Source organism: Candidatus Protochlamydia phocaeensis (genome assembly GCF_001545115.1).
Classification (GTDB): domain Bacteria; phylum Chlamydiota; class Chlamydiia; order Chlamydiales; family Parachlamydiaceae; genus Protochlamydia_A; species Protochlamydia_A phocaeensis.
Genome location: NZ_FCNU01000021.1, coordinates 1 through 22,877, shown reverse-complemented (window position 1 = coordinate 22,877; position 22,877 = coordinate 1). Strand labels below are relative to the sequence as shown.

17 protein-coding genes, 1 tRNA gene and 2 pseudogenes are annotated in these 22,877 nt (G+C 39.9%); 14 read left to right on the top strand and 6 right to left on the bottom strand.

Annotation, left to right across the window (positions count from 1 at the left end; all coding sequences use genetic code 11):
• Window positions 1-349: 349 nt before the first annotated feature.
• The gene (locus BN3769_RS06905) at window positions 350-2,563 is read right to left on the bottom strand and encodes a UTP--glucose-1-phosphate uridylyltransferase (protein ID WP_068468954.1); all 2,214 of its coding nucleotides are present in this window, start codon (window positions 2,561-2,563) and stop codon (window positions 350-352) included.
• Window positions 2,564-2,838: 275 nt separating this feature from the next.
• Between BN3769_RS06905 and BN3769_RS06900 the strand changes: the two genes are divergently transcribed.
• The 5 genes from BN3769_RS06900 to truA all read left to right on the top strand — a co-directional run bounded on the left by BN3769_RS06900 (window position 2,839) and on the right by truA (window position 6,357).
• Window positions 2,839-3,087: a hypothetical protein gene (locus tag BN3769_RS06900; RefSeq protein ID WP_068468953.1), complete on the top strand. Its 249-nt coding sequence runs from the start codon at window positions 2,839-2,841 to the stop codon at window positions 3,085-3,087.
• Window positions 3,088-3,236: 149 nt separating this feature from the next.
• On the top strand, window positions 3,237-3,527 hold the full coding sequence (locus BN3769_RS06895) for an SWIB/MDM2 domain-containing protein (protein ID WP_068468952.1): 291 nt from the start codon (window positions 3,237-3,239) through the stop codon (window positions 3,525-3,527).
• Between the two features lie 389 nt (window positions 3,528-3,916).
• Entirely contained in the window at window positions 3,917-4,879 is a 963-nt protein-coding gene (gene lpxG / locus BN3769_RS06890; RefSeq protein ID WP_068468950.1) for a UDP-2,3-diacylglucosamine diphosphatase LpxG, read from the top strand.
• Window positions 4,880-4,882: 3 nt separating this feature from the next.
• A complete protein-coding gene (gene ispD / locus BN3769_RS06885) occupies window positions 4,883-5,578 on the top strand; it encodes a 2-C-methyl-D-erythritol 4-phosphate cytidylyltransferase (RefSeq protein WP_068468948.1) in 696 nt (231 codons plus the stop codon).
• Complete coding sequence (truA, locus tag BN3769_RS06880) at window positions 5,560-6,357, top strand: tRNA pseudouridine(38-40) synthase TruA (RefSeq protein ID WP_068468946.1); 798 nt, start codon at window positions 5,560-5,562, stop codon at window positions 6,355-6,357. The genes ispD and truA overlap by 19 nt, the downstream gene beginning before the upstream one ends.
• Here the strand turns inward: truA and BN3769_RS06875 are convergent.
• A complete protein-coding gene (locus BN3769_RS06875) occupies window positions 6,342-7,025 on the bottom strand; it encodes an HAD family hydrolase (protein ID WP_228840642.1) in 684 nt (227 codons plus the stop codon). The genes truA and BN3769_RS06875 overlap by 16 nt on opposite strands.
• A 55-nt stretch (window positions 7,026-7,080) precedes the next feature.
• Between BN3769_RS06875 and BN3769_RS06870 the strand changes: the two genes are divergently transcribed.
• From BN3769_RS06870 to BN3769_RS06850, 5 genes are all read left to right on the top strand, one after another.
• Complete coding sequence (locus tag BN3769_RS06870) at window positions 7,081-7,914, top strand: hypothetical protein (RefSeq protein WP_068468943.1); 834 nt, start codon at window positions 7,081-7,083, stop codon at window positions 7,912-7,914.
• 55 nt (window positions 7,915-7,969) lie between these two features.
• Window positions 7,970-8,053, top strand: a tRNA-Leu gene (locus BN3769_RS06865).
• A 576-nt stretch (window positions 8,054-8,629) separates the two neighbouring features.
• Window positions 8,630-10,204 carry a class I SAM-dependent DNA methyltransferase gene (locus tag BN3769_RS06860; RefSeq protein ID WP_068468942.1) on the top strand — a complete coding sequence of 525 codons (1,575 nt, stop codon included), beginning with the start codon at window positions 8,630-8,632 and terminating at the stop codon, window positions 10,202-10,204.
• Window positions 10,194-11,444, top strand: coding sequence for a restriction endonuclease subunit S (locus tag BN3769_RS06855; protein WP_068468941.1), 1,251 nt, complete (start codon window positions 10,194-10,196; stop codon window positions 11,442-11,444). The genes BN3769_RS06860 and BN3769_RS06855 overlap by 11 nt, the downstream gene beginning before the upstream one ends.
• A gap of 10 nt (window positions 11,445-11,454) precedes the next feature.
• The gene (locus BN3769_RS06850) at window positions 11,455-14,532 is read left to right on the top strand and encodes a type I restriction endonuclease subunit R (protein ID WP_068468940.1); all 3,078 of its coding nucleotides are present in this window, start codon (window positions 11,455-11,457) and stop codon (window positions 14,530-14,532) included.
• A 62-nt stretch (window positions 14,533-14,594) separates the two neighbouring features.
• On the opposite strand, the gene BN3769_RS14470 is transcribed toward BN3769_RS06850, so the two are convergent.
• Window positions 14,595-15,224: an RloB family protein gene (locus tag BN3769_RS14470; RefSeq protein ID WP_079989454.1), complete on the bottom strand. Its 630-nt coding sequence runs from the start codon at window positions 15,222-15,224 to the stop codon at window positions 14,595-14,597.
• On the bottom strand, window positions 15,221-16,444 hold the full coding sequence (locus BN3769_RS06840) for an AAA family ATPase (protein WP_068468939.1): 1,224 nt from the start codon (window positions 16,442-16,444) through the stop codon (window positions 15,221-15,223). The genes BN3769_RS14470 and BN3769_RS06840 overlap by 4 nt, the downstream gene beginning before the upstream one ends.
• A gap of 146 nt (window positions 16,445-16,590) precedes the next feature.
• On the opposite strand from BN3769_RS06840, the gene BN3769_RS06835 reads away from it, so the two are divergent.
• The 3 genes and pseudogenes from BN3769_RS06835 (at window position 16,591) to BN3769_RS06825 (ending at window position 19,444) form a co-directional block, all read left to right on the top strand.
• Window positions 16,591-17,343 (top strand): hypothetical protein, encoded by a 753-nt coding sequence (locus tag BN3769_RS06835; protein ID WP_068468938.1) that lies wholly within the window; start codon window positions 16,591-16,593, stop codon window positions 17,341-17,343.
• 500 nt (window positions 17,344-17,843) lie between these two features.
• Window positions 17,844-18,380: pseudogene (locus BN3769_RS06830) on the top strand (DUF3387 domain-containing protein); the annotation flags it as partial.
• A 107-nt stretch (window positions 18,381-18,487) separates the two neighbouring features.
• Window positions 18,488-19,444: a hypothetical protein gene (locus tag BN3769_RS06825; RefSeq protein ID WP_228840641.1), complete on the top strand. Its 957-nt coding sequence runs from the start codon at window positions 18,488-18,490 to the stop codon at window positions 19,442-19,444.
• A gap of 565 nt (window positions 19,445-20,009) precedes the next feature.
• Here the strand turns inward: BN3769_RS06825 and BN3769_RS06820 are convergent.
• Together BN3769_RS06820 and BN3769_RS06815 are read right to left on the bottom strand one after the other, a co-directional pair.
• Entirely contained in the window at window positions 20,010-20,876 is an 867-nt protein-coding gene (locus tag BN3769_RS06820) for a type II TA system antitoxin MqsA family protein (RefSeq protein ID WP_068468934.1), read from the bottom strand.
• A gap of 1 nt (window position 20,877) precedes the next feature.
• Window positions 20,878-21,261, bottom strand: coding sequence for a hypothetical protein (locus tag BN3769_RS06815; protein WP_068468932.1), 384 nt, complete (start codon window positions 21,259-21,261; stop codon window positions 20,878-20,880).
• A gap of 554 nt (window positions 21,262-21,815) precedes the next feature.
• Here BN3769_RS06815 and BN3769_RS06810 point away from each other — a divergent pair.
• Window positions 21,816-22,583 (top strand): annotated as a pseudogene (locus BN3769_RS06810) (SDR family oxidoreductase).
• The last annotated feature ends 294 nt before the right edge of the window (window positions 22,584-22,877 follow it).

Here is a 22,877-nt window from a genome sequence, read left to right as displayed (position 1 = left end):
TCTTCTAAAGTAGCTGAGAAAAGATGGATAGGTCTTTATAATCGACAATATAGCCCTTAAAGCATAAGTTTTTGCTGGCCCATTTGGCCTTCTTGGCAGCAATCTATAAACGCTTCCATTTAAATTGGGTTTGAACCACGCTTTGCTTTAAAGAAGCCTTTTCTTCTTGAATGCGCTGCTCTTCCTTTAGTTCCATTAACTCTTTTAACAGGCTCATTAAAGGGCGTCAGGGGCATCTTCATTGCCTTTTATACTTAGCCAAATTTTGAGATTAGTTGCTTTAGGGAAAAGAACGCGAATGAAGTCACTAGCGATTTTTAATACATCCTCTAATAGGTTATTCTTAACCTCAGGAGGTTGAGAGCGGACTTTCCTTTTTACTTAATTTAATGAAATTTTCCTTCTCGATTTTGTATTCCCATTGCCAAGTGGGCCGTTCGATTTTAACAAGTTCTTCTACCCATTCTCCTTGCTGGTTGGCAGAAAGCGTCAAGCGATGGAAGGCCGGGACTTCAAAGAGGCAATTGCCTTCTAACGTCACCTGATCGGCAAAAAATTCAGCCCCTTCATGCAGAATAATTTTGACGCACTCTTGGCGCTTGATTTGATTCTTCCAGAACGTGTGTTCGGCTTGGTAATCGACGCCCTTGTTCCGGACGACGACGCGGTGAAGCATGCAGCGGCTTTCGCGTCCATAGGACAAGAGTCCGTCTTGTCCTTTTGTTCCTAAAGGCTCCGCCGCTTCAATGAGCAAGCTGCCTGTCAAATCAAGGGAGCTAATATCCACTTCAGCGATTTCAAGCTGGAGCTCTGCGCCTGGGGCAAAACGGCCTTTGCGAATTTTTTGGGCAATAATGGCATATAAAGGACCAAGGGCAGGGTGAAAGAGAAAAATACAAGCAGGGCCTTTTTTTAAATACTCTTCTACATTTGCATTTGGCGGCATGTCAAATTGGCAATTTTGCTCTAGAAGGTTGCGGTTGTTCGAGAGCATGTCATAATAAGCCTGTTCAGGCGTAGACACGGGCGATTCACCGGGATTATAAGATTTCTTGGTCGTCGAAATGGTCTTAACCCGTTGATTATAGACGATAAAAGTTCTTAAATTTTTTCTAAAATTTTCCCGTTTAAGGGGATGTTTGAAACGATCGACAAGATAGTCTGCAATATTCTGCATGGTTGATTCCAGGCGGCCTCCAAGTACAGCAGAAGCCTTTCCTTCCGGATCAATATAGGAGACTTTTGATTTCATGTTAATCAATTGGCCTGGGATCGGACAGTCTTTCAGCGCTTCTCGGATAGAGGGAATATGGACGAATAAAATATTCGTATTGGTCGGGTAGATTGAGAAAGGGCTGCCAGGCTTGGCTGGTTCTTCTCCAATGCCTTTTTGAGCAAAATCCGTATATTCAATATTGGTCAGGCGGTATTCAAAGCCTTCGCTTGTTTGCGTCTCGATGACAACGTTAGTCCCCTCGGCGCTATTTAACAACCGCTCGCATGAAACAAAACCAAGCGCTTTGTCCATTTTGCATCCAATCCCTATTAATCCCAACAGAGAGCAATCCGTCCCAGCTAAAGGATTGTTAATTTGCCTGACTAAGCAATGCTGCCTCTTTTGTGCAAGCAGCCAATCAAAGACGCCTTGCTCTTCGGCCAATTTCCAAAGAACTCCATGTCCTCCTGGTTTGCGGGTAAGAGTCAAAGAAGAAGATAATGACCAGTTTCCTTCCTGAGTAATGACGGGCACAAGCGGTTGAATAAAAAAGTAAAAACTTTGAGGGGATCTGCCAAACCAGCGATTCTGCCTGCAAATGGCCAAAATGTGATTATGGTTGTTTTTCTCTATAGAGGTCATCATGGCAATAGGGGTCTGCAGCTGCTTGCCATATAATTTGAAGTATAAATATTCGCGCGCTTGTAAGTCTCGGATTAACCCTTCCAAAAGAGTGCGGCCCAAGAATGGAAGAACGGCTGCCGGCAAAGGAACGCCTGTATATTCATCTATGAGGTTGAGGCGATCTCCCGCTCCGCCGACGGGATAAATTTCTCCCAGTTGATCTAGGCTTTCAATTCCCCAATCAATGGATTGCCTGACTTCGCGATTGTCCTGGCCCAAATAAAGCCCTTCCGGATGGATGTATTGTGCGTGATCTAGAGCAGCGCCAGAAGAGTTATTTTGATTGACGATGAAAGTTAAAACGGTGAGATGATAGCCGATGATCCCGCCCATATAGCGGTAAAAATCTTCTAAATTCAGTAATTGCTCCAGCAGGTTTCTCAAGCGGTCTGGCCAATCGTCTTTAGTGTGATGCATATTAAAAACAATAGGGCCTTGGCCAATGGCTATGATGGATTTAATGACGTAATCGCACTCGGGATTCAATCCGGCTAGAAAAGTTTTTAAAGGACTCGGGGAATGAAGGAACTCTTGTACAACCGGAAGAGAATTTAAAATAGAGAGCTTTTCAAGCGTATTTGAAGCTTTTTGAAGAGAAGAGGTCAAGAGAGTCAACTCTTGGATTTGCTGTTCTAAAGTTAAACTCGTTTTACTGCTGCACATGCGAATGCTCACAAATAAGAAATATGCTCATCTATCCTTAATAAGTTCAGGGTGCCAGGATTAGCGGTTTACTTCAAGGTTATCTAAATGATTCAACGATTAAACCGCTAATTTTAAATAACTTAATAAATTCTTGCTTTGGCATTTTATTTTAGGCTCTTTAGAAAGCGTTTATTCCCTTCCTTCCCTGTTTGCAATCAATTCCAAGAAGAGTATGTTAAAAAAATATCTTTCATTAAGAAACTTGAAGGAGCTGCTATATTAAAGGAGTAAGTATGTCAAAGCAAGATCAAAATTGTTCAAAAGAAGAAGAAAAAAAGAAAAATTATGAGGAACCAACCGGATCCCATAAAGAAAAAGCTCCTGAGAATCAATTACATGCTGCAGGCAAGGGGGATAGGCAAGGCGTAAAATCTGGAGAAATCAAGCATCAGGAAAAAGATAATAAAAAGAAACAGCCAGCAGATTCTACTCAGCGAGATTTGGATCGCAATGAAGGACAAATGCGCGAACAAAAGCCCTAAACTGCTTACGAGAGACTTAAATAACAATTAAGAGCTTGATCAATAAATTGCTTTGACTAGAAAATGTAACAGAGATAAAAGAATCCCGATAAGATAGCTAGAGATTCTCATTTATAAATTGTATCCATCAATATCAAAGGAGATTAGGGATGACAAAAGACAAGAAAAATTCTGCATTTATGAGACCTGTACAAGTAAGCGAAGCCCTTGCTGAGATTGTCGGCAATGGCCCTATGCCACGAACAGAAGTGACAAAACGCGTTTGGGATTATATTAAAAAGCACAAATTGCAAGATCAAACAAACAAGCGCAATATCAATCCTGATGCTAAACTTGGAAAAGTATTGGGATCTACACAAGCCATCGATATGTTTAAAATGACAAGCAAAATTGCGAAGCACTTAAAAGAGCCAGAATTAACAGGTTCTAATAAGCATTAATCGCTTTTGCAAGGAGCCGTGTCTAAATCTATTCAGCTATGTCCTTTCCTGACTTTGGACAAGATTAGAAAGAAGGAATCAATCAACAAAGAATTGGTTTTCTTTTATTTTAATGGATAGACAAGTCGCTTGGATCGGCTGGATGACAATTTTTTGGGCACGGCTTTTTTTTATCCTTTCTCTCTTTTTCTTCTTTAACAGGCATGCTTTGAGAGCGTGGACAGTCTCTGAATAGCAAAGCCTTTTAAACGTTCTTTTTTTTATTTAATGCAATGCATTATAATTTCTTACATTATACTTCTCATTCCTTTTTAAAAAATATTTTGTCTCATTACAAAGTAAACAGTTGAATCCAATTTTGGATGAGAAGATTAATTAATAGGGAAGACATGCGTAAGAAAAAATGGTCGGAATGGTTATGGGATGCATGGTGTATGGCCTCTGTGATAGGCGTATGGCCGCGTTTTATAGAACCGCATTTGCTTTCCCTCACCCGGCTGTCTTTGCCCATTCCTCTTTTGTCAAAAGATTTAATTGGGCTTAAAATTTTGCACATGAGTGATTTGCATTGGAACGATCATTTTTCTCCTTTGCTTAGCAGAAAAATGATTAATCGCATTCAGCGTTTGCAGCCCGACCTGATTGTGTGCACGGGAGATTTTATTTGCCGCTCCAAATTGGAAAATAAAGAAGGGTTGAAGCGGCTTCTTTGTGCGCTAAAAGCTCCTCTCGGCTGCTTTGCCGTATTGGGAAATCACGATTACGAGCGCTTTGTAACGGTAAATGCTAGGGGAGAATATGATGTGGAGCCCGCTTCGCCGCATTCGGATATTGGCAAGGGATTTAAGCGGTTGTTCAATTCTACGCCTTTGGCAAAGACCATTACGCCTGAAGCGCAGAAAGTCGGTTTGCATGAAGAGTTGATAAATCTATTGGAGCAAACACCTTTTCAAGTTTTAAATAATACGACTAAGCTGGTAGCGGTCAAAGACAGCTGGATAAATATATGCGGAGTGGGGGAATACACGCTCGGCCGGTTTCAGCCCCAGCAGGCGTTTCAGTCCTATAACACGCTTTATCCGGGTATTATTCTTTCCCATAATCCCGATACGCTTACTATCCTCAAAAATTATCCGGGAGAGATTATACTAGCCGGTCATACTCATGGCGGACAGGTCAATTTGCCCGGCTTATGGAAAAAATTTACGCGCATTGAAAACTTAGAATTTAAGCGCGGGCTTAAAAGAATCGGCAAAAAATGGGCGTATATTAATCGAGGCATTGCCAGCGTATTGAGGTTCCGCTGGTTTTCCATGCCTGAATTGACCTTAATAACTCTTGGAAAAGGCTAATCCATGAATCAAATAACCTCTTTTAGCGTCGTCTTTTTAGCAGGAGGAATGGGAACCCGGATGGGAAGGGATATCCCAAAGCAGTATCTGCCTATTCTCAATAAACCGCTTGCTTTGCATAGCTTTGAAGTCTTTGTCCATCTTCCGGAGGTAAAGCATCTCATTGTCGTATGCGAACCTGAATATCAGAAGTTGTTTCTTCCCTATCAAGAAAAGAAATCGTTGAGCTTTGCTTCTCCAGGCATGCGCCGCCAGGACTCCGTATTTAATGGTATTCAGCTCCTGCAAGGCGATCCGCTTGTTTGCATTCACGATTCCGCCCGTCCGCTGATTTCCGCTGGGCTTGTCCGCCAGGTCGTTCAAGCTGCCGATGAATGGGGAGCTGCCGTCGCCGGCGTCCCTGTGAAAGCCACCATTAAAATCTGCAATGACGATCAGATTGTCCTTAGCACGCCCGATCGCGCGCAGGTTTGGGAAATGCAAACTCCGCAAGTGGTACGCTTAAGCCTGTTGCAAGAAGGCTTTGCAAAAGCCCTGCAGCAAAATTTGACCGTAACGGATGATGTCTCTTTGGTCGAACTGCTTGGCAAGCCCGTCAAAGTGGTCAAGGGACCTTATGAGAATATCAAAGTGACGACGCCGGATGATCTTTTTATCGCGCAACAACTGTTAGAGAGAGCATGCACACCTACAAATTGACAATTGCTTATGACGGGACCCATTACAGCGGATGGCAGATCCAACCGAATGCGCCCTCGATCCAACAACATCTCCAAGAGACCCTTTGTACGCTCTTAAGGGAAGAAAAGGTCGTGGTTACCGGATCCGGGCGCACAGATGCCGGTGTGCACGCCATTGCGCAAATCGCCCATTTCAAGTCGGAAAAAAGGCTCGATCTCAACCGTCTGCAATTTGCCCTCAATGGCATGCTGCCCCATGATATACGGATCAAACAGGCGGAAATGGCCGCCCTTCACTTTCACGCGCAATATAGCGCCATTGGAAAAGAATACCATTATTTTTTGCATCTCGACCGCGTCATGGATCCTTTCCGCCGCCTCTATTGCTGGCATGTCCACAGCAAAATCGATAGCGATTTATTGAAAGAAGCGGCAGCACGGTTTGTCGGCACGCATGATTTTACCTCATTTGCCAATGAGGCGCATACGGGCACGGCTGCGCACGATCCTGTTCGCACGCTTTATCGTTTGGATATCAAACCGGTCGAAGGCGGGTTGCGAATGGAATTCGAGGGGAATGGATTTCTATATAAAATGGTGCGCAACATTGTCGGGACTTTGGAGGAAGTGGCATCCCATAAACGTCCTTTAGAGGATATAGAGGCCATTTTTGCAGCCAAAGATCGCCGCAAAGCCGGCAAGGCCGCTCCCCCGCAAGGCCTTTTTTTGGCGCGAGTCGATTATCCGGGCGATCATTTAATGAAATTATCGGGTAGCGAGCCTCAAGGGGTGCTTTGAATGGCAGTAAAAGTGGGATAGTAGCAAAGATGCGAAACGAGGGTTTGGTTTAAATAAGGGGAGTCGGGAGGGCAGATCAACACAGCTTTGGCAGGCGTTTGCAAAAGCGCATTCAACCCGCGCGGACTATCTTCAAATCCAATGATGCGATCGTCCTCTCTAGCATACCGCTTAATGGCTAATTGGTAGCATTCGGGATGCGGCTTTGGATGGGTGTAATCCTCGCGGGTAATCCAATAAGGAATGGTATCGAGAATGGGATTTTGTTCGCGAATGGTTTGAATGACGGCAAGGGGAGAGTGAGTGACGACACAGCGGCGGATGTCCGCTTGCTGCAGGGCGAGCAAAAGAGAATGGACTCCGGGCATAAGCTGCGCTGCGCCTTCTTGTAAAAGCGCTAGAAAAGCGCGCTTTTTATCTTCGTAAAGGACGGACCAGTTAGGCTCTTGTGCCTGCAAAGCGGGGAATTCGGCATAAATTTGATCGCGCAGGGCAGTCGGTTGATGATGCGCCGCATCGGAATAGCGCTGAAAGCTCCAATTAAGCGTAAACCCTCTTTGGGCGCACATGCGAAGATAGGCTTGATAATGGAGATGTTCGGTATTGACTAAAAGGCCGTCGAAATCGAATAAAAAAAGCTGATAATGATGAATCCATTGCATAGTCATATCCTTCCTGAACATGCAATTAGTTTAAAGTAGATGAATTTAAAAGGGTAGCGCCATGATAGGCAGAAAAGTTTTAATAGGCTTCCTTGCTTTGCTGATGCTATTAAGCTGTTCGTCTTCTAAACCTTCCTCGCCCCTTTCTCCTCCCTTAAAAGGGGAGTATCTCTATCGTCATCATGGGGAATCGCTTTTTCAAGTCGAACCCATGGCGCCTTTGAAACGGGAGTCTTATCCGTGGGAAGAAAGAAAAGGCGGCGTTTATCCTGCCATTACCAAAGATTTTTTCCGTTGCAAGGGAAGCAGCCTGAATCCCGTCCATTTTGTGCAAAAAGAAAAGGAGCTGGTCCGCTATTACGATTGCGGAGGGCCGCAGCGGCATAGCCTGCCTTTGCGCGAGAACAAAGAATTCATATACCCCATTCTCATCGATTTGCTCAACTACTTGCAGGATAAGACCGGCAAACGCATCGTCATCACTTGCGGGCATTGCTGTCCCGATCACAATCTCTATTTAGATCCCTCGCCGGCCAATCAAGCCTCGAAGCATTTGCTCGGAGCTGAAGTCGATTTTTATATTCAGGGCATGGAGCAGCAGCCGGAGGCTGTCGTCAATCTCATTCTCGCTTATTACAAGGAGAATCCCAAGTATAAGGGACTTAGCGACTTTGAAGAATTTAAACGCTATGACAAAGGCGATAGCCGAACGGCTATCCAGCCTTGGTATAATAAAGAAATTTTTATCAAGCTTTTTAAAAAGACAGAGGGAAGGGATTTTGACAACCGGCATCCCTATCCTTATATCAGCATTCAAGTGCGCTATGATTGGGACTTGCAGGAGAAGGTGATTTATACGTGGGATAAGGCTTTTCGCAATTTTCATCGCTGGTAATGCATTTTCTGCTTTGACAAAATGTGGATAATCCTTATACTCTTGGGTATTCTATGCCGATGTGGCGGAATTGGTAGACGCGGTAGACTCAAAATCTACTTCTAGCAATAGAGTGCTGGTTCGAGTCCGGTCATCGGCATCATGGCGCTTTCCCAGGGGAAAGCGCCTTTTTTATTTTAAGCCTCTGCAAGAAATCGCCCTCTCTGCATTCATTCCCTTAGTTTCATCCCTATTTTTCTGAAAATGCCATTTTGCGAGAAATATCAAGTCGCTTTTGCTTAATTTTTATTGAATCCTCTATGTATAAAATCCTTTTAGATATGCAGAAGCGAAAGATTAAAATGGCAATATTTTCATAAGCCATCTTTCATGGCTCTTCTGCAATTCAATTTGCTTTCTCAGAATGACAAGTAGTTTTAATTTTGGAATCCGAAGTCTGATGGATTCTTTTATTAATTCTTTTTTGTGTAATTAATAAATGACTAACAAATAAATATTTGCGATTGAAAGTCTCATGAAAATTGATTAGAATGCTCGGAAAAATTATGGAATCTTGAGCGATGGCAAAAGATGTAAAAAATGCTCGAACCCCTGTTTATTTTTGAACGAAAAATACAAGCGCATAGCAAATAGAATTCTTGAGAAATTTCAATATCTTGAATTCTTTTTTATGTACTTAACAAGTTTTTAAAGTATGCGGATAAAGGAGTAACAAATGAAAACGAAAGTAAATTCGACATCAGGCGCTAACCTTGGCTTTGAGCAACAATTATGGGCTGCGGCCGATAAAATGCGCGGTCACATGGACCCAGCAGAATACAAACACGTTGCTTTAGGTTTGATTTTCCTTAAGTATATCTCAGACGCTTTCGAAGAGAAATACAATAAGCTCAAAACTGAAGAAGGGGCCGATCCCGAAGATCGTGACGAATACCTTGCAGAGAATGTCTTTTGGGTGCCAAAACTTGCTCGTTGGGAAAATATTAAATCTAATGCCCGTTCTGTAAAAATCGGCACGATCATCGATGAAGCCATGTCAGAACTCGAAAAGGAGAACAGCGCACTCAAAGGCATTTTACCTAAAGACTATGCAAGACCTGCTTTAAACAAGGAAAAGCTTGGTGATCTCGTTGATTTAATGAGTACAATCAGCATGCATACACAAGGACAGAAAGACGTTCTTGGTCGTGTTTATGAATACTTTCTTTCCCGTTTTGCCAGCGCAGAAGGCAAAGGCGGTGGAGAATTCTACACACCTCAATCCATTGTTCGTCTCCTTGTCGAAATGCTAAAACCCTATAAAGGGCGCGTATATGACCCTTGCTGTGGCTCAGGTGGAATGTTTGTTCAATCAGAAAAATTCGTCGAAAGTCACGGTGGTCGGATCGGCGATATTTCTATCTACGGCCAAGAATCCAATCCCACCACTTGGCGTCTCTGCAAAATGAATCTAGCCATCCGTCAAATTGAAGGTAACATTGGTTCGAGAAATGCTGACACCTTCCACAATGACTTACATAAAGACCTAAAAGCAGATTATATCATTGCAAACCCACCCTTTAACATTTCCGATTGGGGCGGTGAAAATTTACGCGAAGATATGCGCTGGAAATTTGGAGTACCTCCAGTAGGAAATGCCAATTATGCTTGGCTTCAACATATGGTTCATCATCTTGCCCCTCATGGAGTAGCAGGAGTTGTTCTTGCCAATGGCTCGATGAGTTCGAATACAAGCGGGGAAGGGGAAATACGCAAACGTCTTATTGAAGAAGATCTTGTTGATTGCATGGTTGCTCTTCCGGGGCAGCTATTTTATTCAACACAAATTCCCGTATGCCTTTGGTTTTTAGCAAAAGACAAAAGTGGTGGCTTAGCTGGAAAAGGCAAACTTCGTGATCGCAGAGGAGAAATCCTGTTTATCGATGCGCGTAAGTTAGGTTTTATGGCAGATCGCACTCATAAAGACCTCGATTTAGCAAAAGACATTAGCTATATCACCAGTACCTATCATTCTTGGCGTGGTGAAAAAGTCGATCATCTTTCTTTCTTAGACGGTTATCAAGATATTCCTGGATTCTGCAAATCAACGACATTAGAAGAAGTTCAAGAACATGGTTACGTTCTTACCCCAGGACGTTATGTCGGCACTGAAGAAATTGAGGAAGAAGAAGGCTCTTTTCACGAGAAAATGCAAGAATTGACAAAGATTCTTGCTGAACAAATGGCTAAATCCCAAGAAATGGACAACGAAATTCGTAAGCAACTAGCGAGGGTTGGGTATGAGTTCTGATTGGAATGTGGTTTGCCTTGAAGAAATCTGCTTAATGATTAAAAGAGGAATTAGTCCAAAATATTCTGAAAAAGATGGTGTTCTTGTAATTAATCAAAAATGTGTTCGCAATCAAAGACTTTCACTAAAAGAAGCTAGGAGAAATAATTTTAAATTAAAAAATGTACCTCAAGAAAAATATATTCAGATAGGAGATGTTTTAATTAATTCCACAGGAACTGGAACATTAGGGAGAGTAGCTCAAGTTAAAAAAATTACTGAACCGACAACTGTTGATTCTCATGTTACAATTGTAAGGCCCAATTCAAATCTTATAAACAAAGATTATTTCGGTTGGGTATTACGTTCAAAGGAATCATTTATAGAATCTTTAGGAGAGGGGTCTACTGGTCAAACCGAATTGTCCCGAGCGCGACTAGAAAAAATGCAATTACATATCCCTTGTTTACAGGCTCAAGAAACTATAGCCAATATTCTTAACTCTCTGGATGATAAAATTGAACTAAATCGTCAGATATGCAAAACGTTAGAAAATATTGCTGACAGCCTTTTCAAAAGCTGGTTTATCGATTTTGATCCTGTAAAGACGAAAGCAGTAGGCCGAAGGCCTGAAGGCTTGAGCCCAGAAATTGCGGATCTGTTTCCTGAAAGTTTTATTGATTCACTTTCAGGACTTATACCTGCTGGGTGGAAAATTGTACACCTCCATGATGTGTCAAATATAGTTTATGGCAAGAACCTCCCAACTAGTGAATTAATTGAAAATGGTTTTCCTGTTTTTGGAGGAAATGGTCTAATCGGTTACCACACAACTTTTTTATATGACGAACAACAAGTAATAATTGCTTGTCGGGGTGCAGCTTCAGGAAAAATTCATCGAACAGATCCTAAATCTTTTGTTACAAACAATTCACTCATTTGTGAAGTGTTAAAAAACAGGGATATAAATAGATACTATCTTGAATACATGCTTAAATATTTAGATATGACTAGATATGCTACTGGTTCTGCACAGCCTCAAATAACAATTCAAAATTTAAAAAATGTTACTTTTTGGATACCTAAAAAGAAATTAATGATTGCGTTCGGTGAGATAATATCATCTCTTCATGAAAAAGTGTTGGCTCTCAACATTAACACAGAAATTCTATCAGAAATTAGAGATACCTTTCTTCTCAAACTCATCAGTGGAGAAATCAAAATTCAAGAGGCTGAAATGTTAATTTCAGCCACAATTTAAGGAAATTATTATGAGCCAAGGAAGGTTCTCAGAAGACATAGTAGAACAAGCAACACTTGCTTGGTTTGAAGACTTGGATTATGAATTAATTCAAGGGGCTAATATTGCTCCTGATAGTCTAAATCAAGAACGCAAAAACTATTCCGATATCGTTCTTGAACAGCGTCTACTTTCCTCATTAACAACGATAAATCCGAATCTTTCCACCGAAATTCTAAAAGACGTTTGTCGAAAAGTAATCGCTTCTAGAGCGCCGGATCTTATTGAAGACAATTATTTATTCCATCGCATGCTTGTCGAGGGGGTCGATATTGAATATACAAGAGAGGATGGCAGCATCGCCGGAGATAAAGCCTACTTAATTGACTTTGAAAACATTGCGAATAACAGTTTTATAGCCGTCAATCAATTCACAGTTGTTGAGAACAAGCGCAATCGCCGTCCTGATATCGTTATTTTCATTAATGGTATCCCTTTAGCAGTTATTGAGCTCAAAAATGCGGTCAACGAAAATACCACCCTTACTCATGCCTACAATCAGCTTCAGACATACAAGAAAGATATACCGTCTATTTTTAGAACAAACAGCCTTCTAGTGATTTCAGATGGAACTGAGGCAAAAGTTGGTTCTTTGACCGCTAATAAAGAACGCTTTATGCCATGGAGAACAATTGATGGCAAAACGATAGCGCCGAAAGGAACTGCTGAACTTGAAACATTGTTAAAGGGCTTGTTTCGCCACGATGTTCTTTTGGATCTCATACGCAATTTCATGGTATTTGAAATCGATGGAGAAAAAATTGTCAAAAAAATTGCAGCCTACCATCAGTATCATGCAGTGAACAAAGCCATTGAATGTACGATCGATGCTTCCGCCCCAAGCGGGGATAAAAGAGCCGGAGTCATTTGGCATACCCAAGGGTCTGGAAAAAGTTTGTCCATGGCATTCTATGCGGGAAAAATTATTCAACAAAAAGCGATGCAAAATCCAACCCTGATTGTTTTAACGGATAGAAACGATTTGGACGAGCAGCTTTTTGGAACATTCTCGAGCTGCAAAGAACTTTTACGCCAGACGCCCGCTCAAGCAAATGATCGAAAACATTTGAAAGAACTACTTTCTGTAGCTTCAGGTGGGGTAATTTTTACAACCATTCAGAAATTCTCACCATACAACGGAGAATCCTATCAGCTACTTTCAGATCGACGCAATATCATCGTGATTGCCGATGAAGCCCATCGCAGCCAGTACGATTTTATCGATGGTTTTGCAAGGCATATGCGTGATGGGTTACCAAATGCTTCTTTCATTGGCTTTACAGGCACACCGATCGAACTTTCCGATAAAGATACCTATGCTGTTTTTGGTGACAATATTCACACCTATGATATTCAACAGGCTGTTGAAGATGGCGCAACCGTTCGGCTTTACTATGAAAGTAGGCTCGCTAAAATTGAGCTTAACGAAAAAGAACGTCCTCGCATTGAGCAAGACTTTGAGGAACTTACCGAAAAGGAAGAGGTTGACCTCAAGGAAAAACTCAAAAGTAAGTGGGCGAGATTAGAAGCGCTTGTCGGAGCTGAAAATCGAATTAACCTGATTGCGGCGGATATTGTGGATCATTTTGAACGACGCACAGAAGCGATGGATGGCAAAGGCATGATTGTGTGCATGAGCCGTCGCATTTGCGTAGAGCTTTATAAAGCCATCATCAAACTTCGCCCGGATTGGCATAGTGACGATGACAATCAAGGACTCATCAAAGTAGTTATGACAGGATCTGCAAGCGACCCTGAAGATTTTCAACCTCATGTAAGAAACAAAAAGGCACGAGATCTATTAGCTAAGCGAGCGAAAAACCCTAATGATACTTTAAAGCTTGTCATTGTGCGAGATATGTGGCTAACAGGTTTTGATGCCCCTTGCATGCACACGATGTATATAGATAAGCCGATGCAAGGCCACGGACTTATGCAAGCTATCGCTAGAGTTAACCGAGTATTCAAGGATAAGCCTGGCGGATTAATTGTTGATTATTTGGGGATAGCCGATCAACTTCGAAAAGCCTTAGCTAACTACACCGAACAGGATCGGGGAGAGATTGGAGTTCCTCAAGAAGAAGCAATCGCTTTGATGCAGGAAAAATACGAAGTTGTTCAGCAGCTATTCTATAAATTTGATTACTCAAAGGCAATCATCGGTACGCCACAAGAAAGGCTCTCCATCATTCCTGCAGCTATGGAGCATATTTTGTCCCAAGAAAAGGGACGAGAACGTTTTATGCAAGCAACTCTTGATTTATCCAAAGCCTTTTCGCTTTGTGCTGCAAGCGATGAAGCAAAGCAAATTAGAGATAGTGTTGGCTTTTTTCAAAATGTAAGATCCGCATTTGCAAAGTCCACTGCAGGATCAGGGAAAGATATGGATGAGCTCAATACAGCTCTTCAACAGATTGTTTCTAGAGCTGTTGCCTCAACTGAAATGGTTGATATCTTCGCTGCCGCAGGTCTTAAGAACCCTGAAATTTCTATTCTTTCAGACGAGTTCCTTGCAGAAGTCAAAGGCATGGAACGCAAAAATCTGGCCTTTGAGATGCTAAAAAAACTCTTAAAAGATCAAATTCGCAGCAGATCAAATAAAAATATTGTTCAGGCCAAGAATTTCACTGAAATGCTTGAAAATACTATTCAAAGGTATCAGGGGCGCTTAATCGAAACCGCTCAAGTCATTGAGGAGCTTATCCAATTAGCTAAAGAAATCAGACAAGCCAACCAAAAAGGGCAAGATTTGGGGTTGAGCGATGATGAATATGCTTTCTATGATGCCCTTGCTGATAATAAGAGCGCGCGTGATGTTTTAGGCGATGATCAACTCAGAGTCATTGCTAGAGAACTTGCAGATTCAATTCGCAATAACACAACCATCGATTGGACCTTAAAAGAAAGTGTAAAAGCTAAGTTGCGTGTACTCGTAAAGCGGATTCTAAGAAAATATGGTTACCCGCCTGATCTTTGCGAAAAAGCTACCCAAACTGTATTAGAGCAGGCAGAGTTGCTGTCAGATCAATGGATGAATGAAATTAAATAGAGATTAACTAGTTTCTTCTGAAATGCCATCAGTGCAATAAATTCACAACAAGCCTTAAGTCATCATTTTAATGGTTTTGCTCGATCAAAAAATTTTTGTTCCTCCTTTAGGAGTTCAAACCTTTTGATAAGGAGATGAAAATTGGTATACGGGTCTTCTCTTGGCTGCTCATATTTTTTGGACACCAATGCTGAAGCATTTTTGCAAGCCGTTCCAATTAAATGGATTGTATCTTTAAATATTTGCACACCATCTTTGTCGTAATTCTCAAACCTTGGACATTTTCTCAACGCCTTTATCATTTGTTGCGGACTTCCAAAACCGGATTCGCGCATTTGGAAATGTAGAAATATCCATAATTCAAAACAGGGATTTGAGACTATCGGAATAAACTTTTTAGATCTACACAGTTCGACCGCCTCTAGATAATCTAAGAGGTTGTTATCTCTGTCAAATACACAAAAAATTTTGTCGTATTTTACCCCATCTTCTTTTAACTTGCGTTTTGCGGTATTCACAATACTTTTAGGATCAGTCCCATCACCTTTACAAATATGAGCGTGAATTCGCCAATTTCTAGCAAGTTCTGAGAGATAATCCCTTTCTGATTCTCCTTCGCAAACCACTAAATCAATAGGAGCATAGCGAGCATCAGGCTTTCGAAATGAACGTTTAGAGATTGGTCTGGTCATGAGAAGCGAAATTTCCCCACAAATGGAAGAGCCCCATAACGCCCTTGTAGATAACCTTTGCCAATGGCTTCACCTTTGCGAGGCTTAAAATCTAAAAGAGAGTAAAGACGTGATCCTTGTTGTTCATCTTTTTGCACAAACCACACTTGATCTCTTCTAAATAAATCACTGTCTAGCAAAGAAGTGTCATGAGTGGTGAAAACAAGTTGAGCATTTTTAGGGTTAGTTTTTGGACTATGAAAAAGCTCTATTAAATATCGGACAATGTTCGGATGAAGATGGAGATCCAATTCATCGACAAAAAGTACTAATCCTTCGCGCAATGTTTTCAACCAGCCACCTGCTTGCCAAAAAAGCCTTTGTGTTCCTTCAGATTCATCCATCAACAAGTCAAAAAGAACTTTTTGGTCCATATCATTCATCTTATGCTGTGTTCCTACAGCTATAGTTTTTATAGGTGATTCTTCTTTTTCAATTAGCTGATAGATCTCGATCCCAACGTCTGCACATTCCATGAATTTATGAACCAAAGGGGCTGTATTGGAATCTTTTAAAAATTCAATGGTAAGACCTAAATTAAAATTAACTTCTTGTGAAGGACCATTTTTTAGCAAAATGACAAGTTGATCTCTAAACCAAAGAAAGATGGGTTTTAGCTGCTCGCTATTAAATTGCACTGCTGTGGAAAGATATAAAGCGTTTGCACGCGTCATCTGTTCCCAAACTTTATGTTCCCCTTTAAAGCTTGGTCCATGATACCACTCATATGCTTTTGAAGATGCATTCCATTTTCTGGTAAACCATGTCTGTCGATACTTTTTAGGGTATGCATAAAGCTCTTCACTTATGATTTGATCTTGGGTAAGAGCCACATGATAAGTGAACCGGGTATCATTACAAACGAAATCGATAGAAAACTCGCTCGGTTCATTTTGAGATTTTGCATTAAGTCGAAATGGTTGTAGGGGGATTTTTTGCTTTTCCTGATAGGTCGTTGAAGACGCAAGAACAAACTGCTGCAGAAAAAAAATTGCTCGAATCAAATTGCTTTTGCCGCCAGCATTAGGCCCATAAATCACAGCAGAACGAACCAGACGCTGACTTTGAGAATATTCAAATGTGTTTGAATCTCGAAGCTCAGATCCCTTGCCAGCCGATAGGTTCAGGACCTCTTCGTTCTCGAAAGATCTAAAGTTTTTGACTGAAAATTGCAATAACAAGGCATTTTCTCCTGTATAATTTCTGTATTTTCCTTATTTTTGCACATTTTACGCAAAATGTCTAGACTTTTTATTATTTTGCCCATATATTAATGAAAACATAGAGATGCTTAATGAAGCATTTGACTCAACAGGGTTAAAGAAAAATGGCTAAGCCTGAAACTATTAAATTAACTATAACGTTATCAAAAAAAACTTATATCCTTGGAATACTGAGTTTTAATGTAAAAAAGGAAGAATTCTCCTACCATTTTACATATCCTTCAGATGTGCCACTAAATCATTTCAACTGCGACACCGGCTTAAAAACAGCCAGATTTGACCACATAACTTGGCATAAAAGCAGCGTGCACATCAAAAGATTAGATGATGTGGCTATCGAGCGTATTGATTTAAACCAAGGTCCTCTTTTCTGTGATAAGCCTATTATAACACCTCTTTATCTTGAGTCTATTTATTTCAATAATAACTCCCCTTGCCTACAGGAATTAGGACATCTTCAAGGCTGGAAATCCAGTCAAATTCAAGAGATTTTAAACGTTGGAGAATCTTCAGGTTTTAGCGTTATGTTTATCTTAGTACCTTCTTCAACGAAAATGGAAGACTTCCTACTTGGTTTACAATTTTTAGAACTTCCAGAGGGAATGAATTATCCGCCTTGCTTTGTGGATCTTTGCAACGAAACTCACCGTGCAGGGCGAATCATTTTATGGAGTGGATGGGATCTTATTATTTTAACCTCACCCTATACCTGCCGAATTAAATCAATAATTCCAAAAGAATTAGGGGATAGCTACAGATTGCCCAATTATAAAAATGTTCCCGCAGCAGTTACTGATTTATTAATGCAAGCTAATGATTTGACAAGAGTTGGTGATCGACTTGTCAAAGTCAGTTAATTTTATATTCAGGTTTTCACGTATCCACACTATAGCCTCGGCAGTCGCCAACATCTAATCAAAAAAAGATGTGCACTCCAAAAAATCTCCCCCTTAGAACCCCCTCTGTCGTTGACTTTGTTGTTCTATTGTTATGAAGGAGGTTAAGGAAAAAGCAAAACTTGCTGTACAGCTTCCCTAGATTGCTTTTTTGTAGCTTTTTGATGTCTTGTTTGTCTTATCACATTCTAAATCTTCCAACTTTATAAACGGTTCAAGCTCATAGATCTTGCGCATTCCCTCGACAAAATGGTTCGATAATTGTCCGGTCATCGGCATCATGGCTCTTTCCCAGGGGAAAGCGCCTTTTTTATTTTAAGCCTCTGCAAGAAATTGCTCTCTCTGCATTCATTCCCTTAGTTTCATCCCTATTTTTCTGAAAATGCCATTTTGCGAGAAATATCAAGTCGCTTTTGCTTAATTTTTATTGAATCCTCTATGTATAAAATCCTTTCAGATATGCAGAAGTCCAAGGAATGAAACGCAAAAATCTGACTTTTGAAATGTTAAAAAAGCTGCTGAAGGATCAAATTCGCATTAGATCAAGCAATAATGTTGTTCAAGCCAAAAACTTTACCGAAATGCTTGAAAACACTATTCAAAGGTATCAGGGACGCTTAATCGAAACCGCTCAAGTCATTGAGGAACTTATCCGATTAGCTAAAGAAATCAGGCAAGCCAACCAAAAAGGGCAAGATTTGGGGTTGAGCGATGATGAATATGCTTTCTATGATGCCCTTGCTGATAATAAGAGCGCGCGTGATGTTTTAGGCGATGATCAACTCAGAGTCATTGCTAGAGAACTTGCAGATTCAATTCGCAATAACACAACCATCGATTGGACCTTAAAAGAAAGTGTAAAAGCTAAATTGCGTGTACTCGTAAAGCGGATTCTTAGAAAATATGGTTACCCGCCTGATCTTTGCGAAAAAGCTACCCAAACAGTATTAGAACAGGCAGAGTTGCTGTCAGATCAGTGGATGAATGAAATTAAATAACAATCTCTGAGCATAAAATTTCCGGTTGCATATCTATTTTTGTTAATCAAACTGTCGTTTGGCGCTTAATTCGTAGCAATCAATTATTACAAAAAAATGGTACTTAAATGAAGAAAATGACTCATAGATTAACCGAAGAACTTAAATTATTGTCGTTTGAAAATCATGATAGCTGCATTAAATGCCAATATAATTTTGTTGCAGGTGATACAACACATTTAGGATATGATTCAGAAAACGAGCCTTTATATGTGTGTGAAAAATGTTCATCTTCATTAAATGAAACAGCTATCAGGTATCACTTTAGTCCACGTCCCTATGAGATCCCAAATGCTAATACTCAGTTATGGCGTTACATGGATTTTGCAAAATATGTCAGTATGCTAGCAAATGAAGGACTATATTTTGCTTCTGCTGAAACTTTTGATGATTTATTTGAAGGCGCTAAAGGGGTAAAGAAAAATAAAGACAAATGGGACGAATTTCATCTTGAATTTTTTCGAAAAGCGATTGAAAATCCACCTGAAGGATACCTAAATGAACTTTCGAAAGAAGAAGTAGAGCAAAATTCTCAAAGGCTCTTAAAAGGGCTAGAAAGAGCTGGTTTATCCAGTAAAAAATTTACATTTGTTAATTGTTGGCATGAAAATGAATTTGAATCTGAAGCCATGTGGCGATTGTATTCTAATTATTTTGAGAATGCTGTTGCAATTAAAACATCTTTTAAAAATCTTTACATCTCAATGGGTAAGAACCCATCTATTAGCATTGGTCGTATAAAATATTTAGATCTTAACAATAAATATGCTGGGGTTAACAATGCTTTTTGGCGAAAAAGAAAATCTTTTGAATACGAAAGAGAAGTTAGAGCTATCTTAATTGATCCTGAATGTAATGACAGAGGGAAAATCATTAAATGTGATCTGTCAATTTTGATTGAAGAAATATTTGTCTCCCCAAAGTCACCAGCATGGTTTGTAAAAACCATCAATGATGTAAATAATAAATATGGATTGAAAGTAAAAGTCAGTACGTCTCAACTCAACGAAGAACCGTTTTTTTAGATACTGGTTCAGTAACTTATGAACATTTTCACCCTCCCCCTTGGAACCCCCTCCGTCGTTGACTTTGTTGTTCTATTGATATGAAGGAGGTAAGAAAGAGAGGCAAAAATGCCGTTTACCACTGCTAAACAGCTCTTTTGTAGATTTTTAGTCCTTTTTTATTTTAAGCCTCTGCAAGAAATCGCCCTCTTTGCATTCATTCCCTTAGTTTCATTCTATATGATAAGTCTTCTTTTAATTTTTAAATCCGAAGACTGATGGATTCCTTTATTAATTTTTTTTATCATTAATAAATGGCTAATAAATAAATATTTGCGATTGAAAGTCTCATGAAAATTGATTAGAAGGCTCGGAAAAATTATGTAATCCTGAGCGATGGCAAAAGATGTGAAAAATGCTTGAATCCCTCTTTATTTTTGAACGAGAAATACAAGCGCCTAGCAAATAGAAATACTTAAGAAATTTCAATATCTTGAATTCTTTTTATGTACTTACAAGAGTGTTTTTAAAAATATTTTTAAAAGATTTACAGCGTTTTATTAAATTAATATAATCTTCCCTAAAATTAAATTTTAAGCTGATTAGAATACTTGTAACTAATAATCTCAAATGCTTTTGTTTTTTTGAAGGCTTCTTCCTCATGAGAAATATTTAATAGCCTTTTTCCTCCATCTTTAGAGGCTAAATTAGCAACCTTTTCCAATACTTCTTTTTCGGTATCAGAAAATACGCATAAATCCGGCTTGCCAACGGATTTCAACGTGTGGTTTTTGCAAGCCTCCAAAATTCCATTGGAAAGAAGCAATTGTATCAAGTTTTGATATTGATCAGGACATGGACCATACTCCAAATGTATATAGCGGGTGCCTGTTATTCCGGTCCCATAAAGCTGAAAATGTTTAAAATCGGCATAAAAAAGTGCCTTATTCAAAAATAAAGGGCTTTTCGTAAATTCGCATAAATATTTTACAGCTTGCTTAAACAACTCTAAACAAAAAGATCTATTACCACTGTAAATATCGGGTGCATGACTTTTCCAGTGAACCTCAAGAGCATTAAGTTCTGCGTAAGCCTCATCACATTTCAAACGGATATGATCGTCTTGAACAACATCCTGAACATAGTAAGTTTCCCAACGCTTGATGCTTGCCTCTCCAACCTTTAAGTAGTTTGCAAAAGCTGCTTGAGACATTCCAAGCGAAGCTCGATATTTAATAATCTCTTCGGATGTCAAAAGCTTATGTTGCTTGCGGTATTTATCCGCAGCACTCCTTCTAAGCCTATTCATTTGTTCTCCATCCATTAAAGGCGTCTGACATTTTGTACAAACAAAGGAAGGCACAATTACCTCTACTTCCTCTCCCTTGACCTCAGGACTAAAACGGATGTTTTTGGATTCAAATTTTTCTGAGTCGCAATTTAGGCACTTCATTTTAATCTTCTCCGTGTTGTTCTGCAGAGCGACTTGGGTGTAGTGAGACGTAATAATATCGCTCATCCTTCAAAACAAATTTGATATACATTTGCTTAGCACATTTAAGGCTCCACCAGCTAAAGGCTAGTAATTCAAGCCCCTCTATTGCTTTCTCATAGGACTTTTGCGGGGGTCTTGACCCCTTGTAGTCCTTAGGTGAAATTTCATCCAGCAGTTCCCTAATCAACAGCCAAACATCATTTGCATCACCGATATATAGATCATTTAACTCGCCCATAGCTTTTGATGGATTAGCAAATAATCCATGCCTATTTTTTAAAAATTCCTTTGCTTCACTTAGTCGTTTGATTAGTTCGCGATCCGAAGGGCGCTTATCCTGCATGTGATATCTCTTCGTATATTATTATAGTGTCATATGATACTAATGTAAAGGCGAAAAAGTCAATAACCTAAAGTCATTCTCATTCGAGAATAGTATTAGTCCATTAAATACAAGATGCTTATAACAATAAAGAAATTGTATCTTCTTGAAACAAGGGCATTTTTTATTTTAAGCCTCTGCAAGAAATCGCCCTCTCTGCATTCATTCCCTTAGTTTCATCCCTATTTTTCTGAAAATGCCATTTTGCGAGAAATATCAATTCGCTTTTGCTTAATTTTTATTGAATCCTTTATATAAAAGCATTTTCTTATATTTTATAAAAACAGGAAAACTGTATCTATTTTAATTGTTATTTATCTTAGTTTAAATAGTTGGTTTATTTTTATCTAACTTGATAAATTGATTTATTAAAATGGATAATTCCGCTTGTTTGGTTCTATAAGAATTTTTGTGAATTTCCTAGGCATGCTTAAAAGCATTTATTAACCTTCCATAGGAAACATAAAGTCTGCTATTTCTGTTCCTATAGCGACTTTTAGCTATTAGGAGGCCTCATGAAAATCACCGTTATTGGCGGCAGCGGACTTATCGGTGCCAAGTTAGTCAAGCTTTTACAGTCTGCAGGCCATGAAGCGATCGCTGCGTCTCATTCTTCCGGAGTGGATGTGACGACCGGTAAAGGTCTAAAAGAGGTGCTCAAAGGCTCTCAAGTGGTTGTCGATGTCGCAAATTCTTCTTCTTTTGATGAAAAAGCCGCTGTTGAATTCTTCGAAAAATCCAACCAAAATTTGTCTGCCGCAGAAAAAGAAGCCGGTGTAAAGCATCATGTTGCTCTCTCTATTGTTGGAACCGATCGACTGGCAAATAGCGGCTATTTTCATGCTAAATATATCCAAGAACAACTTATCAAAGCATCTGCAATTCCCTATACAATCGTGCAGTCCACCCAGTTTTATGAATTTTTAAATAGCATTGCTCAATCGGCCACTACAGGAAATACCGTTCGGCTGCCGCCTGTTTTATTTCAACCGATTGCGGCAGATGATATCGCTTCAATTGGCTGACATTGCAGTAAAACCGCCCCTGAATCATGCCATTGAAATAGCAGGCCCTGAACGCGCGCGCTTTTCCGATTTGATCTGGCGATATTTACAAGCCACGCAAGATACACGTGCAGTGATATGATAGCTGATGACGAGGCGTGTTATTTTGGTGGGGTTGTCACGGAAGATACCCTTGTACTAGGAGGAAATCCGCGGCTCGGCCCCACTACTCTTGAGAGTTGGTTAAAGGAGCTAGTTTATAAAGCAAACGGTGTTTAAGAGGGGTATTAAAACCCATAATAATCTCAAATCTAGGCCATTAGCAGTTTTAAGAAATCCTCTAAGACTCAATGGCTTCTTTAAACTTTACTAAGCGATTCGGTTAGAAAAAACTTGTTCTTACTAAGGGATGCCTTCTAAATAAGATTTAGTGTATAGTATTTCTCAGAGCCTGTTAAAAAACTTGGTTTGTCAAACGTTTTAGCATTAATTTAGACATTGCCAAATAGATAAAAGCTTCAGAAGTTGAGGGATAATATTCATAGTCTTTACTCAATCTTCGATACCTTCCAA

Bases quoted from the DNA above. Each gene is read 5' to 3' on its own strand.
- BN3769_RS06835 (WP_068468938.1), top strand. From the start codon at position 16,591: ATGGCTAAGCCTGAAACTATTAAATTAACTATAACGTTATCAAAAAAA.
- BN3769_RS06905 (WP_068468954.1), bottom strand. From the start codon at position 2,563: ATGTGCAGCAGTAAAACGAGTTTAACTTTAGAACAGCAAATCCAAGAG.
- BN3769_RS06825 (WP_228840641.1), top strand. From the start codon at position 18,488: ATGAAGAAAATGACTCATAGATTAACCGAAGAACTTAAATTATTGTCG.
- ispD (WP_068468948.1), top strand. From the start codon at position 4,883: ATGAATCAAATAACCTCTTTTAGCGTCGTCTTTTTAGCAGGAGGAATG.
- BN3769_RS06850 (WP_068468940.1), top strand. From the start codon at position 11,455: ATGAGCCAAGGAAGGTTCTCAGAAGACATAGTAGAACAAGCAACACTT.
- BN3769_RS06815 (WP_068468932.1), bottom strand. From the start codon at position 21,261: ATGCAGGATAAGCGCCCTTCGGATCGCGAACTAATCAAACGACTAAGT.
- lpxG (WP_068468950.1), top strand. From the start codon at position 3,917: ATGCGTAAGAAAAAATGGTCGGAATGGTTATGGGATGCATGGTGTATG.
- BN3769_RS06900 (WP_068468953.1), top strand. From the start codon at position 2,839: ATGTCAAAGCAAGATCAAAATTGTTCAAAAGAAGAAGAAAAAAAGAAA.
- BN3769_RS06875 (WP_228840642.1), bottom strand. From the start codon at position 7,025: ATGACTATGCAATGGATTCATCATTATCAGCTTTTTTTATTCGATTTC.
- BN3769_RS06895 (WP_068468952.1), top strand. From the start codon at position 3,237: ATGACAAAAGACAAGAAAAATTCTGCATTTATGAGACCTGTACAAGTA.
- BN3769_RS06855 (WP_068468941.1), top strand. From the start codon at position 10,194: ATGAGTTCTGATTGGAATGTGGTTTGCCTTGAAGAAATCTGCTTAATG.
- BN3769_RS06870 (WP_068468943.1), top strand. From the start codon at position 7,081: ATGATAGGCAGAAAAGTTTTAATAGGCTTCCTTGCTTTGCTGATGCTA.
- BN3769_RS06820 (WP_068468934.1), bottom strand. From the start codon at position 20,876: ATGAAGTGCCTAAATTGCGACTCAGAAAAATTTGAATCCAAAAACATC.
- BN3769_RS14470 (WP_079989454.1), bottom strand. From the start codon at position 15,224: ATGACCAGACCAATCTCTAAACGTTCATTTCGAAAGCCTGATGCTCGC.
- truA (WP_068468946.1), top strand. From the start codon at position 5,560: ATGCACACCTACAAATTGACAATTGCTTATGACGGGACCCATTACAGC.
- BN3769_RS06860 (WP_068468942.1), top strand. From the start codon at position 8,630: ATGAAAACGAAAGTAAATTCGACATCAGGCGCTAACCTTGGCTTTGAG.